Source organism: Nonomuraea sp. NPDC049750 (assembly GCF_040659625.1).
Lineage (GTDB): Bacteria > Actinomycetota > Actinomycetes > Streptosporangiales > Streptosporangiaceae > Nonomuraea.
Window position 1 is genome coordinate 18,525 of record NZ_JBFANB010000008.1, and the last position, 16,395, is coordinate 34,919.

At 71.1% G+C, this 16,395-nt stretch carries 12 protein-coding genes; 5 read left to right on the plus strand and 7 right to left on the minus strand.

The features are described from left to right. Positions 1–437: 437 nt before the first annotated feature. From AB0J16_RS22220 to AB0J16_RS22230, 3 genes are read left to right on the plus strand one after another with little or no spacing between them, the layout of a single operon-like run. Positions 438–2,660 (plus strand): TerB N-terminal domain-containing protein, encoded by a 2,223-nt coding sequence (locus tag AB0J16_RS22220; protein WP_358542327.1) that lies wholly within the window; start codon positions 438–440, stop codon positions 2,658–2,660. Further along, complete coding sequence (locus tag AB0J16_RS22225) at positions 2,657–3,916, plus strand: ATP-binding protein (protein WP_358542329.1); 1,260 nt, start codon at positions 2,657–2,659, stop codon at positions 3,914–3,916. The genes AB0J16_RS22220 and AB0J16_RS22225 overlap by 4 nt, the downstream gene beginning before the upstream one ends. A gap of 60 nt (positions 3,917–3,976) precedes the next feature. Then, a complete protein-coding gene (locus AB0J16_RS22230; protein WP_358542332.1) occupies positions 3,977–4,852 on the plus strand; it encodes an NUDIX domain-containing protein in 876 nt (291 codons plus the stop codon). Positions 4,853–4,870: 18 nt separating this feature from the next. Here AB0J16_RS22230 and AB0J16_RS22235 read toward each other — a convergent pair whose 3' ends face one another. Continuing rightward, positions 4,871–5,689 carry a PaaX family transcriptional regulator C-terminal domain-containing protein gene (locus tag AB0J16_RS22235; protein WP_358542335.1) on the minus strand — a complete coding sequence of 273 codons (819 nt, stop codon included), beginning with the start codon at positions 5,687–5,689 and terminating at the stop codon, positions 4,871–4,873. Positions 5,690–5,801: 112 nt separating this feature from the next. Between AB0J16_RS22235 and AB0J16_RS22240 the strand changes: the two genes are divergently transcribed. After that, a complete protein-coding gene (locus AB0J16_RS22240) occupies positions 5,802–7,391 on the plus strand; it encodes a benzoate-CoA ligase family protein (protein ID WP_358542338.1) in 1,590 nt (529 codons plus the stop codon). A gap of 79 nt (positions 7,392–7,470) precedes the next feature. Here the strand turns inward: AB0J16_RS22240 and AB0J16_RS22245 are convergent, their stop codons facing one another. The 6 genes from AB0J16_RS22245 to AB0J16_RS22270 form a co-directional block, all read right to left on the minus strand. Next, complete coding sequence (locus tag AB0J16_RS22245) at positions 7,471–8,988, minus strand: acyl-CoA synthetase (RefSeq protein WP_358542340.1); 1,518 nt, start codon at positions 8,986–8,988, stop codon at positions 7,471–7,473. 117 nt (positions 8,989–9,105) lie between these two features. Continuing rightward, positions 9,106–11,232 (minus strand): choice-of-anchor J domain-containing protein, encoded by a 2,127-nt coding sequence (locus tag AB0J16_RS22250; RefSeq protein WP_358542343.1) that lies wholly within the window; start codon positions 11,230–11,232, stop codon positions 9,106–9,108. Positions 11,233–11,376: 144 nt separating this feature from the next. Next, positions 11,377–12,366: an LLM class flavin-dependent oxidoreductase gene (locus AB0J16_RS22255; protein ID WP_358542346.1), complete on the minus strand. Its 990-nt coding sequence runs from the start codon at positions 12,364–12,366 to the stop codon at positions 11,377–11,379. Between the two features lie 31 nt (positions 12,367–12,397). Then, positions 12,398–13,420: a hypothetical protein gene (locus AB0J16_RS22260; RefSeq protein ID WP_358542349.1), complete on the minus strand. Its 1,023-nt coding sequence runs from the start codon at positions 13,418–13,420 to the stop codon at positions 12,398–12,400. Next, positions 13,417–13,899, minus strand: coding sequence for a SigE family RNA polymerase sigma factor (locus tag AB0J16_RS22265; protein ID WP_358542352.1), 483 nt, complete (start codon positions 13,897–13,899; stop codon positions 13,417–13,419). Before AB0J16_RS22265 ends, AB0J16_RS22260 begins: the two co-directional genes overlap by 4 nt. A gap of 82 nt (positions 13,900–13,981) precedes the next feature. Next, the gene (locus AB0J16_RS22270; protein WP_358542355.1) at positions 13,982–14,953 is read right to left on the minus strand and encodes an adenylate/guanylate cyclase domain-containing protein; all 972 of its coding nucleotides are present in this window, start codon (positions 14,951–14,953) and stop codon (positions 13,982–13,984) included. 257 nt (positions 14,954–15,210) lie between these two features. Between AB0J16_RS22270 and AB0J16_RS22275 the strand changes: the two genes are divergently transcribed. After that, positions 15,211–16,392, plus strand: a complete 1,182-nt coding sequence (locus AB0J16_RS22275; protein ID WP_358542358.1) for a M20 family metallopeptidase — start codon at positions 15,211–15,213, stop codon at positions 16,390–16,392. Positions 16,393–16,395 lie beyond the last annotated feature (3 nt).

The following is a 16,395-nucleotide window of genomic DNA, read 5'->3' on the forward strand; positions in this document are numbered from 1 at the left end:
GTCGGCGCGGCGCGGCGCGGCCCTGTGCCAGTCTGGTCAGCAGGAGGCGCGGCCCCTGTGTCAGCGGCCGGTCGGCAGGAGCCGGGGCGGCGTGCGCCTCCGATCCGTCAGTGGCCTCGTCGGCGCCGCCCCTCGGCGCGTGTCGGCGGCGAGCCGGTGCCGCGCTCGGCGCGCGTCGGGACCGTTGGCGGCCCCTCCGGCTGCGGGCGTGTAAGCCGTTTTGTCGGGGGAAGCGCCTGGTCGTGGAAGCTCCATTACCAATGGCCGCGGACCCCGGTCATCAGGGCGGTTAGAAAAGGTTTTTCGGCCGGTCCGCTAAATGGCCGGCGGGGTCGGGATTCAAGATTGTAACGAGGGCCTGGAGCGATATGTCGGGCAATGGCGGGGGCGTTAGGGTGCAATCCCTGTCTATTTCGTGGTGAGGTGGAGGAGGGCCGGTGGTGTACCGCGCGCGTGGCCGCCATGCGTCATCCGGCCAGGCCAAAGCCGCCTCACCCGCGTCGCCGGAGGGGCCGTGGCTGCCCGCCGGCAGCGCCATCCATCTCGCCGGCCTGAACATCATCGGCGGCCTGCTCTACGTGGGCTCCGAGCTGCCGTCCGCGTCCGGAATGTCGGTGGAGCCGTCGCTGATCGACCCTGAACTGCCGGTGGACATGACGCAGCCGGACTGGGACGGTCAGGGGCTCGACCGCTGGCCCAGCTACGCCGCCCTCCCGCCGCCCTCCCGGGCCGCCTATCTGAGCTGGCTCGCCGACGGGCGATGCTATTCGCGGACACCCCTCGGCTACGTTTTCCTCTATTTCTACGGCCTCGAACGTCGCGTGCTACACGACCTGCATCTGGACCGCTCCACGGCCCAGGAGGAGCTGCCGGTCATCCACGAGGAGGTGCGCCGCCTTCTCGGCGTCTATTCCCGGCACGACGCCTTCCAGCGGCACGCGGGGCCGTTCGCGGAGCTGCTGGCCGCTCTGTGCGAGCCCGAGGTGACCGGCGCCGCGTTCGCGATGCGGGCCCGGCTGGGGGAGCTGGCCGCGCGGGGCGAACCGGTGCCCGCCGACTGGGCGCTGGCCTGGCTGCGCGGCCACCCGGCCTACCGGCCGGGCGCGCCGGCGACGCGATGTCCGGCGGAGTTCGGGGCGCTGTTCCAGCGGCGGTACGCGGCACGTCACGGTGAAGGGCTCGTCGTCCGGCCCGGATCCAAAGAGCTGGCCTTCGAGTATCGGCCCGCGAGCTCCGGGTTCGCCGGGGCCCCGCCGGTGCTGCCCGGCGTACCCGATGTGCTGACGCTCGCCGCGCCCACCCGGCAGCTGTTCGCGCTGGCCGAGGAGTGCTGCTCCGAGCTGGAGGCGTACAGCCGCTTCCTGGGCCGGCTGCCCGGCGCGAAGCAGAGCGTACGGGCCCAGGCGCTGCTGCCCGCGGAGCTGCTCGACCTGGGCTCCGGCGGTGCCGGGCGGGCGGTGCGGTGGGCGCTGGGCGGGCTCGCGGGGCAGGAGACCGCGCTCGTGCCCGCCGAGGAGTTCGTCGCCCTGCTGTCCACGCCCGAGCCCGCCAGGAAGGACGTCATCGCGCTGGCCCAGATCCTCGGGCGGGCCGGGGTGGGGATCGAGCCGGACCCGCGTCTGGGCGGTCCGGTGCCGGGCGCTGGGGTGATGGCCTTGTTCGCGGCGCCGGGCGGGCCGACGGCGGCGGCGTCCGAGGTGTACCGGGCGGCCACCGTACTGCTGCACCTGGCCGCCGTCGCGAGAGCTCCGGGCGAGGACGCGCTGAATCCGCCGGATCACGCGAGGGACCAGGCACGTCAGGTCGCGTACCGTCGGCTGAGCGAGCATCTCGAGCGGGTGCTGAGCCTCACGTCCGGTGAGCGGGCCCGGCTGCGTGCGCATATGGAGTGGGTGCTCGCGGCGGATGTGCCGCTGGCTGGTCTGGCCGCTCGCGTCCAGGAGATCGACCGGTCCGAGCGTGGCTATGTGGCGGAGTTCCTGAGGGACGTGACCAGCGCCAACGGGCACTTCACACCGGCCGAGGCCGAACTGCTCACCAGGATCCACTGGCTGCTGGGGCTGGATCGGGATCCCGAGCCCGCCGGGCGTGCGGGGGGCTCCCCATATGTCGCGGTGCGGCATGCGCCGATCCAGCTGGCGTACTTCCCGCACGCGCCCGCCCAGCAGGTGCCCCCGCCACGCGGCGACATGCCCTATCTGTCCGGCCCCGACATGCCTTACCCGTCCGGTTTCCACATGCCCGTACGGCAGGTCGTTCCGGGAGCGCCCGTCTTCGGGGTGCCCGTCCTCAGCGCCCCGACGGTGTCCAACGGGCGCGCCGTCGCCCGGCTCGTCGAGACGGCCAGAGTGGGCACGCTGCTCGATTCACTGCTCGCCGGTGATGAGCCGCCCCCCACAGCCGCCCCGCCTCCTCCGGTGCCCCCGGTCGCGGGGCTGGACAGCCGCCACTCCGGCCTGGTCCGCGCCCTGGCCGCCGTCGATCAGTCGCAACTCACCCGGGGTCAGTTCGAGATGCTCGCCGACGCCTGGAAACTGCTGCCGGAGGGCGCGATGGACCGCGTCAACGAGGCCGCCTACGAGAGCGCGGGCGATCCGCTGCTCGACGGAGACGACCCGATCCTGATCGACCGGCTACTGCTGGGGGAGATGCTGAAGTGACCGTTCGGGCCCGCGAACGCGACGCCCTCCTCAAGGCGCTGCGGGCAGGGGTGGTCCCGCTGATCGGGCAGCGCCACATCCAGGCCGGTCGTACCGCCGAGCTGGCGGTTCTGACCGGCGACATCGAACGGGTCGTGGTCGGCGGCTCGGCCGTCCGGCTCGTCATCGGCGAGCACGGGGCGGGCAAGACGTTCCTGCTGCACCTGGCGCGCTCGGTGGCGTTGGACAAGCGGTTGGTCACCCTGCACGCCGACATCACCGCCGACCATCGGCTGCACTCGGAGGAGGGCCAGGCCCGCGCCCTCTACACCGAGCTGGCCCGCAGCATGGCCACCCGCGCCCGACCCACCGGCGGCGCGCTGGCCGCCGTCGTCGAACGCTTCCTGTCCACCGTGCTCGACGAGGCCCGCCAGGCGGGCACCGACCCCGGCGAGGCGATCAGGGAACGCCTGGCCCATCTGGAGGCGCGTCCGGGCGGCCACGACTTCGCCCAGGTCGTCGGGGCGTACTGGCGCGGCCACGACACGGGCGACGAGCACCTCAAGTCGGCCGCGCTGCGCTGGCTGCGCGCGGAGTACCCGACCGCGGCGGAGGCCAGGTCGGCGCTCGGCGTGCGGTCGATCATCGGCGACTCGACCGTGCTCGACCATCTCGCGCTGATGAGCCGGTTCGTCCGGCTGGCCGGGTACGGCGGGGTGATGGTCTTCCTGGATGAGCTGGTCAACCTGTTCAGGCTCGCCTCTCCGCAGGCCCGCGACGCCAACTACGAGCAGATTCTGAGCATCGTCATCGGGGGAGTGCCGCATCTGGGGTTCGTGTTCGGGGGCACTCCCGAGTTCCTCATGGACGGGCACAGCGGGCTTTTCAGCCACGTGCCGCTGCGCCGGCGGCTGGGCGCGCGCGCCTTCGCCGAGCCCGGGCTGATGGATCACGCCGGGCCGGTGAACAGCGGTGGGCCGGTGCTCCGGCTGGCGGCGCTGACGGCCGAGGAGCTGTACGTGGCGCTGGCCAAGATCCGGTTCGTCTACGCCTCCGGCGAGGACGGGCGGTACCTCGTGGACGACGACGCGCTGGTGGCCTTCATGCACCACTGCTTCGGGCGGGTGGGGGAGTGGTACTGCCGGATGCCCCGGGCGACGTTCAAGGCGTTCTGCGATCTGCTGGCCGTACTGGAGCAGGATTCCGGCGCGAGCTGGCGGCGGCTCCTGCCGGGGGTGGACCTGTCGGCCGAGGAGGAGGACGACCGCCCGGTGTGACGGCGGCTCGGTGTTCTCGTCGGTGGGTTCTGTCAGGGGGATCGGGCAGACTCGTCGTCCATGACGAGGAATGACGACGGGGCGGCGCACGATGGCGACGCGGGTGTGCCGGGGTCGCTGGCCGGGGTGCTCGGCGACGTGGCGGCCGAGCGGGCGGCGCAGGACGCCAAGTGGGGCATGCAGGCCGTACCCGACGGCACCGGGGCCGAGGGCGCGGTGGCCGAGGCCGACCGGGCGCGGCGGGAGACGGAGGAGGCGGCCCGGCGCGGGGAGCTGACCTGGCGGCACATCCTGCGCGAGGAAGTTCTGGAGGTGTTCGCCGAATCGGACCCCGAGGCGCTGCGCACCGAGCTGATCCAGGTGGCCGCGGTCGCCGTCAAATGGGCCCAGGCACTCGACCGACGCCCCGAGGACACCGGCAAGCCACCGTCAGGCCCCGGCGAGACGGTCCCGAAGGGCGTTGAGGAGGCGGTCGGGGAGGCGCGTCCTGAGCGGTTCCGGGCCATCGTCGACGTGCACGTGATGCTCGTCCGTGACGGCACGGTGCTCCTCGGCAAACGGGCCGGCACCGGCTACGGCGACGGCCAATGGCACCTGCCCTCGGGGCACCTGGAGCCCGGTGAGTCAGTGGTCGGCGCGGCCGTCAGGGAGGCCCGCGAGGAGGTCGGCGTCACCATCCGGCCGGAGGACCTGGAGTTCGCCCACGTCATGCACCGCGCCCCCGACCGCGTCGGCCTGTTCTTCGTCGCCAGGAAGTGGACCGGCGAGCCCTACAACGCCGAGCCGCACAAGTGCTCCGCGCTCGCTTGGCGGCCACTCGGTCAGCTGCCCGACGACACGATCGGCTACCCGGCCGAGGCCATCGCCAGGGTGCTGGAGGAGGAGCCGTTCGCGCTGTACGGATGGCCCGCGGAGCAGCGTTTGACATCATCGTGACGCCCCGCAAGGGAGGTGTCACATGTTCCGCAGTTCGTCCCACTGCCGCCGCGCGCCCGCCAGCCAGGTGCCGTGCAGGTCGTTGAAGACGTTGGCCGCGCGCACCCCGATCCAGTTCGGCGGCGACAGCTCCAGGGGCAGGCGCGGGTCGAGCATCGGGAAGCGCCGCCACTCGTGTACGAGCCGGACCTGCGCCAGCAGCACCGGATCGCCCGGCTCGGGCCGCATGCCGGCGAATTCCTGGATGAACCCCTGATAGTGCGCCGCCAGCTCCCCCAGATGCCAGGCCTGCTCCACCAGCGTCCGTTCGGAGCCGATCCCCGCGTAGGGCCCGTTGAAGGAGAACACCGCCACCTCCAGCCCCAGCCCCTCGACGACCTGCTTGGCCTCGGCCTCGCGGGTGGTGTGCGGGCTGACCCACACCCCGGGCACGGGACTGCCGAAGCCCGCCCACGTCAGACCGGTACGCAGCCGGTGGCGTAGCTCGCGCCTGGACTCCGGCACGCTCGCGATCAGCACCACCCAGCGGCCGTCCCACGGCTCGCGGTCGCGGCCGAACGCGTAGATCCGCTCGGCCCCCTCCGTCAGCAGTTCGCGGCCGCGCCGCGTCAGCGACCATCGCACCCGCCGCCCGGACCGCGCCGATACGATCCACCCGTCGGCGGCCATCCGCGCCAGTGCCTGCCTGGCCGACTTCTCCTCCACCCCGAGCCCGCCCATCACGTGCAGCAGCGCCGACGTCCACGCCGGCTCATCGGAGGGCAGCACATGCTCGCCCAGCACCGTCAGCAGCATCGATCTCGCGCTCGACTGATGGTGGCGGGGCAGCCTGGCCATTTATCCTCCTTTGGAGGCGGGAGTCTGATTCAATGCTACAAGTAGTTGACGATGCATCAATTCTGTATAGAAGATTCTCGTACGGCGTGTCTCCCTCCCTGTAAGGACGACCATGTCATCGGAGTCGTTCAACGCCAGTCTCTATCTCGTGGATCGTCAGGTCGAAGCCGGTCGCGGTGCGCACACCGCGGTCGCGGGCTCGGCCGGCACACTCACATACTCCCAGCTCGCGGCCCGTGTCGGTGAGCTCTCCTCCGGGCTGCGGGTGGTCGGCGTCCGGCCCGAGGAACGCGTGGCGCTCGTCATGTCCGACCGCCCCGAGACGCTCGTCACCATCCTGGCCGTCATGCGCATGGGCGGCGTCGCGGTGCCGCTGTCCACCATGTACAACGGCGTGGAGCTCGGCGCCCTGATCCGCGACTCGCGGGCCCGCGTGGTGGTGGCGACGCCCGAGTACGAGCCGGCGGTCAGGGTGGCGCTGGCCAACGCGCCCGAGGTCGCCCTGCTCGTCCTGACCGGCAACGTGGGCCAGCGGGCGGCCGACGTCGTCCCGGCTTCCGACGCGGACGTCGGCGTCCCGGTGTGCTCGCTGGCGGACGTGGTGGACGCCGGCCGTTCGGTGGGCGAGCCGTACCAGACCTGGACGGACTCGCCGGCGCTGTGGCTCTACACCTCGGGTACGACCGGCGCGCCGAAGGCGGCCATGCACCGGCACGGCGCCATCAGGGACGTCTGCGAGACCTACGGCCGGCAGGTCCTGGGCATCACGCCGGAGGACCGGTGCTTCTCGGTCGCCCGGCTGTTCTTCGCCTATGGCATCGGCAACTCGCTGTTCTTCCCGCTGTCGGTGGGCGCGACGACGGTGCTCGACCCCTTCAGGCCCACGCCGCCGGGGGTGGTGGCGCGGGTGGTGGCCGAGCGGCCGACGCTGTTCTTCGCCGGGCCGACGTTCTACGCGGGCCTGCTCGCCTCCGACGCGCCTGACGACACCTTCTCCTCGGTACGACTGGCGGCCTCGGCGGGAGAGGCGCTGCCGGCGGAGATCTACCGGCGTTTCACCGAGAGGTTCGGCGTCGACATCATCGACGGCATCGGCTCGACCGAGGCCCTGCACATCTTCATCTCCAACCGTCCAGGCCAGGTCAAGCCAGGCACCTCGGGCACCGTCGTACCCGGCTATGAGTGCAAGCTGCTCGACGACGCCGGCAGTCCAGTGGCCGACGGACAGCCGGGCCACCTGTACGTACGCGGCGACTCCATCGCCACCGGCTACTGGTGCCGGACCGACACCACCCGGCAGGTGTTCCAAGGGGAGTGGTTACGCACCGGCGACACCTACGTACGCGACGCCGACGGCGTCTACCAGTGCCTCGGCCGCTCGAACGACATGATCAAGGCGAGTGGCATCTGGGTGTCGCCGATGGAGGTCGAGTCCCGGTTGCTGCAGCACGAGTCGGTCGGCGAGGCCGCGGTCGTCGCCGTCACCGACGCGAACGGGCTGGAGAAGCCGGTCGCCTGCGTGGTGGCCGCCGCCGGGAAGACGGTGGACGCGGCGGAGCTCATCGCCTTCTGCCGCGACGGCCTGGCCTCCTTCAAACGGCCGCGCGAGGTGCTGGTGCTGGAGGAACTCCCCAAGACCGCCACCGGCAAGATCCAGCGCGTGGTCATCCGGCAGATCGCCGCCGACCGGCTCGGCAAATAGGCAAATAGCCGCTCCGGCCTGGGACAGCGCCGCTCAGACCGGGCTCCGTAGCCGGTCACGCCCGTGCCGGCCCCGGATGTCAGAACGCGTCACGCAGCTCCCTCTTCAGCACCTTGCCGCTGGCGTTCTTGGGCAGCGACTCCACGAACACCACCGTCTTCGGCGTCTTGAAGGCCGCCAGCCGTACCCGCAGGAAGGAGATCAGCTCGTCGGCGGTCAGGCCGGCGCCCTCGCGCAGCACGACGGCGGCCGTCACCGCCTCGATCCACCGAGGGTCGGCCACCCCGAACACCGCCGCCTCCGCGACGGCCGGGTGCTGGTAGATCGCCTCCTCGACCTCCCGGCTGGCCACGTTCTCGCCGCCGGACTTGATCATGTCCTTCTTGCGGTCCACGACCGACAGGTAGCCGTCGGCGTCCAGTACGCCCAGGTCGCCGCTGTGGAACCAGCCGCCGCGGAACGCCTCGGCGGTCTTGTCCGGGTCGTTCCAGTAGCCGAGCATGGCGTGCGGGCCGCGGTGCACGATCTCGCCGACCACACCGGGCGGCACCGGCTCGTCGTTGTCGTCGACGATCCTGGTCTCGACGTTCAGCGCGGGACGGCCCGCCGAGCCGAGCCTGGTCAGCTGCTCGTCCGGGCCCAGGATGGTGGCCACGGGCGCCATCTCGGTCTGGCCGTAGAAGTTGAACAGCCGCACCCCCGGCAGCCGCGCGGCGATCTCCTTCAGCACCTCGACCGGCATGATCGACGCGCCGTAGTAGCCCTTGCGCAGTGACGACAGGTCGCGGCGGTCGAAGTCGGGGTGGCGCAGCAGGCCGATCCAGACGGTCGGCGGGCAGAACAGCTTGGTGGCGCCCTCCGCCTCGATCGCCGCCAGGATGGCCGCAGGATCGGCGCCGGGCAGGATCACGTTGGTGGCGCCGAGATAGAGGCCGGGCGTGAGAAAGCAGTGCAGCTGCGCGCAGTGGTAGAGCGGCAGCGCGTGCACCTCCACGTCGGCGGGGCTCATCTCGCCGTCGATCACGCACGAGGTGTACTGGGCGATCAGGCCGAGGCTGGACAGAGTGGCGCCCTTGGGCCTGGACTCGGTGCCGCTGGTGTACATGAGCTGGATCGGGTCGTCGTCGGCGATCTCCACCAGGGGCTCGGTGTCGTCGTCGTGCGCCAGCCAGTTCGTGACCGGCTCCCACCCTTCGGCGTGCCCGATCACCCCGCGCACCGCGACGCCGTCGGAGACGGCCCGCTCGGCCACGGGCAGCAGCGCCTCCTCCACCAGCAGGCCCGTCGCCCCCGCGTGCCGCAGGATGTAGGAGACCTCATCGGCGCCCAGCATGAAGTTGATCGGCACGGAGATCGCGCCCAGCCGGGCCAGCGCGAAGTACGCCACCACGAAGACGTCGTTGTTATGGCTGAACAGGGCGAACCTGTCGCCCTTGCTCACGCCCCGGGCGGCCAGCGCGTTGGCCATGCGGTTCACCGCCCGGTCCAGCTCGGCGTAGGTCCACCGCGCCTGGCCGTACACGATCGCGGTCTTGGCGGGGAACCGCGCGGCCGAGCGCCGCAGCAGGTCGCCGATGGCATGCTGGCGAGTCGTCATGAGCACATCCTCATCTCCACCGGACCAAGAACCGAACCATGTTCGGCGATCCTAACCCGCGGTGGGAACACGAAAGCGCCCGCCGCGAGACGCGGCGGGCGCTCTCAGGTCATACCCTCACTTTCCGCCGGGCTGGACGACGCCGTTGACCTTGAGCGTGTACGGCGCGTACTGGCCCACCTGCTCCGTCGAGTCGTCGTAGGCCACGACCGCGACCACCGTCGGGAACGGCAGCATCGTGGCCAGCTGCAGCCGGTTGAGGCTGACGCTGTTCTTGCCGTTGGACTCCAGCTGCAGCGCCACCGAGTGCTTCTCGTCGAGGCCGATCAGCCGGACGTTCCAGTTCTCGACCGGAGTCGGGAAGACCTCGGTCGGCGAGTCGAACGGGTCGAGCGACGAGCCGTCGCTGACCGCCGTGGCGCCGACCGTGATGTCGTCGATCTTCCAGCCGCCCTCGTTGACCCCGCCGTCGCTGACGTAGCGGAAGCCGAGGAGGATCTCCTTGCCGGAGTAGGCCGACAGGCTGTAGGTGTGCGGCTCGAAACCGGTCGTGGTGCCGTTGACGCCGGGGCCGAGCGGGCCCGTGACCGTCTTGTCACCGGGGATCGAGGTGTAGGTCTTGCCGCCGTCGGTGGAGACGATCACGTAACCGTAGTCGAATCCCTGCTCCGCCCCGTACTTGGCGAGGAAGCGCAGTGTCGGGTCGGCGGCCGGGACGGTCACCTTGGTGACGGCGGCGGCGTTGGTGTTGCTGGCGTTGCCGGAGAACAGCACCGGGTTGCCCGCGCGGTCCGGGTCGTCGGAGACGACGGTCCAGGTCAGCGGCTGGGCGGGCAGGTTCTTGGCGCCCTCGAACGACAGCGAGCGCAGGTCCGCCCCACGCAGGAACTTGCCGTCCGCCTTCTGCAGCGGCACGTAGTCGGCGCCGTTGGGGGCGGCGCCGGCGGTCTTGTAGGTGGCCGGGTTCGCCAGGTTGACGGTGGCGTTCAGGCTGGCGGTCGTCACGCGCTTCTTGGGCACGCCGAGCATGACGCCCTTGGTGCCGCCGACGATCCGGTCCACCAGGGTGGAGGTCTGGAAGTCGTGGATCACCTGGTACATGTTCTTGGCGCCCGCCGCCGCCAGGTTCGCCTTCAGGCTCGCCAGGCCCTGCAGCGTGCCGTCACGGTGCAGCCCCGACATGAACGCCGTGCCGTATCTGTCGTACAGGAACACCATCAACGAGTAGGCGTTGCCGTAGTCGGCCAGCACGCCGTTGGCGTTGGCGCCCTCACCCCAGATGTTGAGCGAGTTCTCCGGGCCGCCGCAGTCGCGCGGGTTGGTGTTGTACGGCGTCTGGACGATGCCGAAGCCCTGGAAGCAGTAGATGTGGGTGTCGGTGCCGCGCTCGTTGACGGTCGCCTTGGGGTTGGAGTAACCGACCAGCGACATCGCGAAGTCCGACAGGCCCTCGTTCATCCAGGTGGTTTCGAGCGGGTCGGTGTAGTAGTGCGCCAGGTGCTGCCACTCGTGCGCGAACGTGCCCTCGTACTGGCGTGGCCGGGCCGGGCGTGAGGTGCACAGGTCGGCGGTCGGCTCGTCGGGCGGGTTCGCGCCGGTGCGGTGCGCCCAGTCGAAGGCGTCGATCGTCATCACGTTGCGGTCCAGCAGCTCGTTGAACTGGCTGGAGAAGAAGCCCGCGATGTACGTCGGAGCGGCGGGGAAGCTGTAGTAGTTGTCGTCCCTGACGTTGTCGACCAGGGTGACGGTCTTGTTGCCGCCGCCGGTGTAGACGCCACCGTTGCCGTTGGCGTCGGGGCCGAGGACGGCGTTGGTGCCGTCGCGGTCCGGCGGCGTGCTGAAGGTGGCGGTCTCCTTCGGGTACATGTTGGTGTCGAACTGGGTGACCAGGTCCGCCACCTGCGCGTCGGTGACCTGCGTGGAGTTGGCGATCTGCGCCCGGCAGTCACCGGCGGGGAAGGACAGGTCGTTGGCGACCCAGACCTCGATGTTGTTGCCGACCCCGCGCAGCGTGTAGTCCTTGCGGTAGAGCGTGCCGTTGAAGTCGTCCAGTCCGAGCCACTGCCGGACCGTGCCGACCGGCGGGGTGTCGGCGGCGGCCTTCGTCTTGGCCCGCGCCTTGGCCTCGTACTTGGCGGGCACGTCCACGGGCTTGCCGTCGAGCTTGAAGTCCTTACGGGAGAGCTCTCGGATGTCGCTGGCCGGCGGAGCCTTCGGGTCGGCCTGCGCCGGTATGGCGGACAAAAACGGTAATGCCATGATTAAGGCCGCGATTCCGATGAATCGGGTGCGCCCCATGAAGCCCCCTTGGAGTGGTCAGCGAGGGTGACAAAATGTGACTATCTGACCAAGGGATGGGCGCGCAAGTAAGTCAATTGCCAAAAAGCTTTATCGAATTCGTACTCGCTCGGCTATCCGAGCCAGCCGCTGGTAGGAATCGAGCCTCCGGTCCAGGTCAAAGCTGTTCATGGTCACCAGGACCTCGTCCGCGCCGGTCAGCTCGACCAGCGCGCCGAGTTCGATCTCGACCTCGTGCGCGGTGCCGTGGATCTGCCCCTTGCGGGACTCCTCGAACAGCGCCCGCTCCCGCTCGGTCATCTCCGCCGCCAGCACCCGCTCGGCCGGGGACAGCGGAGGGAAGGCGCCACTCGTGCGCGAGCGCGCGGTCGCCCACGCCTCCGGCACCTGCAGCAGCTCCGCCTCGCGGCCCGTCTCACCGACCGCGACGTTCGCCGCCACGATGACATACGGCCTGGCCGCCCAGGCCGAGGGGCGGAACCCGGTGCGGTAGCGCGAGGTCGCCTCCCGCAGCCGGGCCCCGCCGCCGCCGATCACCATCGGCAGCCCATGTTCGGCGGCGATGTCCGCCCCTGAGCCCATGGCCAGTACGAACACCTGCGGCCGCAGCCCTTCGGCGGGCAGCGCGTGCACACCGGGATGCCCCCGCTGGTCCCCGGTGAAATAGCCGAGCAGTTCTTCCAGCTGCCCGCCGAAGTCGTCGGCGTCCTCCTTGCCATGGCCGAGCGCCCGGCGAATGCCGCCGGTGAAGCCCACCGAGCGGCCGAGCCCCATGTCGACGCGGCCCGGGTTCAGCGCCTCCAGCACCCCGAACTGCTCGGCCACCACCAGCGGCCGGTGGTTGGGCAGCATCACGCCACCCGTGCCCACCCGGATCCGGTCGGTGGCCGCGGCGACGGCGGCGGCCAGCACGGTCGGCGCCGAGCCGGCCACCCCCGGCACGCTGTGGTGCTCCGAGACCCAGAACCGGTGGTAGCCGAGCTCCTCCGCCTGCCGGGCGAACCTGACGGTGTCGCGCAGCGCCGTCGCCGGGTCGTGCCCCTCGCGGACGAGGGAGCGATCGAGGATCGAAAGCTTCATCACGTATGTCGGTAACAGAACCGGGGCGTGACTACTTCCGGTAGACGCCGAACGACCAGCGGACCGGGCGGTTGGTGCCGCTGCCCAGCATCGTCCAGGTGACCTTGACGGTGGTCGTCCGGTCCGTGGGGTTGGCGAAGTCGCTCACCGCCGAGGGGAATGCGCTGCCCTCCCACGAGCAGGAGCGACTGCCGAATTGCTGCCGGCCGTCCACCTCGAAGCTGAACAGCAGGCGCCCGGCCAGGTCTCCGGTACACACGGCGGCGAAGCCGGCCTTGCCTCGCACCTTGAACGTGGCGGAGCTCTCCTGCGGCCAGACGCCGGTCTTCCTCTCCGCGAGCTGTGCCTTCCCCACGTGGTCCGGCAGCTCTTTGAACGGCGGTGGCTCAACCGGCCGCGCGGGTGGCGTCCACTCGTACACGGCCAGCGACCAGGCGCCGGGGACGGTCTTCGGCTGCACACACTTGCCGTTTCGCGACGTACAGTCCCAGTCGATCGCATCGAACGTGACCGTGAGCTTCGTGCCGCTCGTGGAGCCGGGCACCGGTAGCGGCTGCAGTTCCATGCGCTTCGAGCACCTGGTGAAGATTGCGGATGCGGGCCCGTGGGCACTCGTTGACACCCTGACCCCGCCCTTGTTCGGCCCCGCGCAGACCGCTGCGACGTCGAGCGGCTTGCCGGAGACCGGGATCGTCACCGAGACCTTGGTCGGCCCGGTCCTCTTGATCGACGTGATGGCGATCCGCCGGTACTTCGTGCCGTCCGAGGCGGTGAACTGCTCCGGCAGCAAGCCCGTCAGCCCCGTGGGGGTGGCGGTGGCCTCGGCGGCGGGCCCGCGCCGCGTCTCCGCCGACCCGGGGAGAAGCCCGGGGAGAAGGGAGACGCCCAGCGCGACGGCCGCCGCCACCGCGACCACCCCGCCGCCGCCCAGCATCCGCCTGCGCAGGCGGATCCGCCGGATGCGGGCCGCTATCTCTTCGTGCCGGGCCAGGTTGGCGGGGGATGGACCGTCACCGTGCTCGCGCAGGACGTCCCGCAGGTCATGAACGGTCATCGGTGCAGCTCCTTCACGATCGTCTCGTCCACTCGCAATTTGGCCAGCGCCTTGGCACTCTGGCTCTTGACCGTGCCGGGCTCGCAGCCCAGCAGCCGGGCCACCTCCGTCACCGGCAGGTCCTCGTAGAAGCGCAGCACCACCACCGCCCGCTGCCTGGCGGGAAGCCGGCCGACGGCCTGCCACAGCGCGTCGCGGTCGTCGGAGACCGGATCGCTTGCCGGGGTGTCCGGCAGATCGTCGCTCGGCAGCTCACGTCGCCATCTCCTGCGCCACCACGAGGTGTAGGTGGTCACCAGGACCTTGCGCACGTACGCCTCTGGCTCCTCCACACGGGCCCAGGCGAACCACGCCTTGGCCAGCGACTCCTGGAGCAGGTCTTCCGCGCTCGCCCAGTCGTGGGTCAGCAGGTACGCCGTGCGTAACAGCCGATCCGATCGAGTGACCACGAAGTCCTGATATATCCCCCGGTCCGCCACGTACCGCCTCCTGTCGTCGCCTGTCGTCGCCTGTCGTCGCCTGTCGACGCCTGTCGACGGTAGGGACGCATCGAGTGCGGACCTAGGTTGCCCCGTCCACTTGGCGGCTGAGCGTGAAGGGGACCAGCTCGCCCAGCCCTCGTACGGACAGGCGTCTGACCGGGCGCAGCTCGAAGGCCCGGTCGCCCTCCAGCTCCTCGGCCATCTCTGGGCCCGCCAGGATCGTGTCCGGATAGGCCAGCGCGGTCAGCCTGCTGGCCAGGTTGACGGGGGTGCCGAACACGTCGCCCATCCGGCCGAGCACCGGCCCCACGGCCAGCCCCACGCGCAGCTGCGGCATGCCCTTGTCCTTGGCGTGGGTCTCGATCAGGCGCAGGCCGATCTCCGCCGCCTCGTGCGCCTTCCCGGACACGAACAGCACCGAGTCGCCCAGCGTCTTGACGATGCGCCCGCCGCCCGAGGTCACCACGTCGGCCGAGCGGCCCTCGAACCTGTCGACCAGCCCGGCCAGCTCCGTCTCGGTGATCTGCCTGCTCAGCCTGGTGAACCCGACCAGGTCGGCGAACCCCACCGTCAGCCGGGCCGCGCTCGTCTCCTGCTCGGCCAGCCGGTGGGCGGAGGCGGCCAGGTTGCGCCGCCACGCGTAGACCAGCAGCCGGGCCAGGTCGGGCATCACCCGATCCGCCCGCCTGCGCCACGCCCGCGGCCGCTCGCTCAGCGGCACGCCCGCCTGGTCGAGCGCGTCGGCGCCCAGCTCGGCCTGCGACTCGGCCAGCCGCGCCGTCGCCCGGCCCAGGGACCTGGCCATCAGGAGTACGTGCTCCTCGTCGTAGACCCCGTCGCTCACCATGCCGAGCAGCGTCCGCAGGGCCGCCACGTCGGAGTCGGTGAACTCGACGGCGTCGTCGGCGACGTTCGCGAAACCCAAGGCGCGCCAGAACCTGCGGGCGCGATAGACCGGGACACCGGCCATGTCGGCGACCTGGTGGCTGGTGTAACGACGGGGCTCGCGAAGGAACGCCTCCGTCAGTCCGTCGGGATCCTCGCGCGCCACGACCGCAACATAACACCTGGCTACTCCAGTAGCGCCGGGCGGAGCACCCATGAAGGCCCCTTGACCCGAGCCGCCGCGGACTGGCAATCTGCGTAGCCTACTGGTCCGACCAGTGCACTAGCCGACAGGTAGAGCGTCGCGGTCATGAACGGCGGCTCGATCGTGCAGACCGGGCCCGTGGAGGAGGTCTGGGCCGCGCCGCCGCACGCTTGCACGCGGACGTTGCCGCAGGCCGTACCGACATTGGAGGGATTGCTGTGATCGAGGTGGATGAGGTCGGGGTCGTGGAGTTCACCCAGGCGCTGGTCCGCATCCCGAGCACCAACGACCCGGCGCGCGGCCGCGACGAGCGGCCCGCCGCCGAGCTGGTCGCCGCCAAGATGCGCGAGTGGGGATGGGAGCCGGTCGTGGACGAGGCCGCGCCCGGCCGGCCCAACGTCGTGGCCGTGGTCGAGGGCGGCGGGGGTGACGGGCCGACGCTGATGTTCGAGGGGCACACCGACGTGGTCACCGAGGGCGACCTGTCGACGTGGACCGTGGACCCGTTCGGCGGGGAGATCCGCGACGGGCGGCTGTGGGGGCGCGGCAGCGCGGACATGAAGTCGGGCCTGGCCGCCACCCTCTACGCCACCCGTGCCCTGCAGCTGGCCGGGCCGTTCCCCGGGCGGATCAAGGTGTGCGCGCTGGCCGACGAGGAGGGCCTGATGCTCGGCGCCCACCACTTCGTCGCCTCCGGCCTGGCGGCCGACGTGGACGGGGCCATCGTGGCCGAACCTGAGGCCGGGGAGATCTGCGCGGTCGCCAAGGGCGCGCTGCGGCTGCGGGTCGACTTCACCGGCAAGATGGCGCACGGCGCGATGCCGCAGCACGGCCGCAACCCCGTCCAGGCGGTCGGGGCGCTGCTGGTGGCGCTGCGCGCGCTGGAGACGGAGCTGCAGGGGCTGCACCCCGCGCACGAGCACCTCGGCGAGGTGTACGTGACGCCGACCGTAGTGCGGGCCGGGACCGAGGAGCAGGTGAACGTCATTCCCGCGACCGCGTCGGTCTTCATCGACGTGCGGACGATCCCCGGCGTGGAGCACAAGCCGGTGGCCGAGCGGGTGGCCGCGCTGGCGGCCTTCGAGGGGATCGCGGCGGAGGTGTCCATCCTGGTGGACCGGCCGCCGGTGGACGTGCCCGTCTCCGACCCCGTGGTGGTCGCTTTGGCCGCCGCGCACCAGCACGTGACGGGTGCCGCGCCCGTTTACGGCGGCGTGCCCGGATCCACGGACGGCACCGTGCTGACGCATTGGGGCGGGATCCCGTCGGTCGTGTACGGGCCGGGCGGCAAGTGGATCGCGCATCAGGCGGACGAGTACGTGGAGGTGGCGGAGATCGTGCGATGCACCCGAGTGTTCGCCGAGGCGGCCTGGCGCTTCCTGACCCGGTCCGCGTCGTGACGG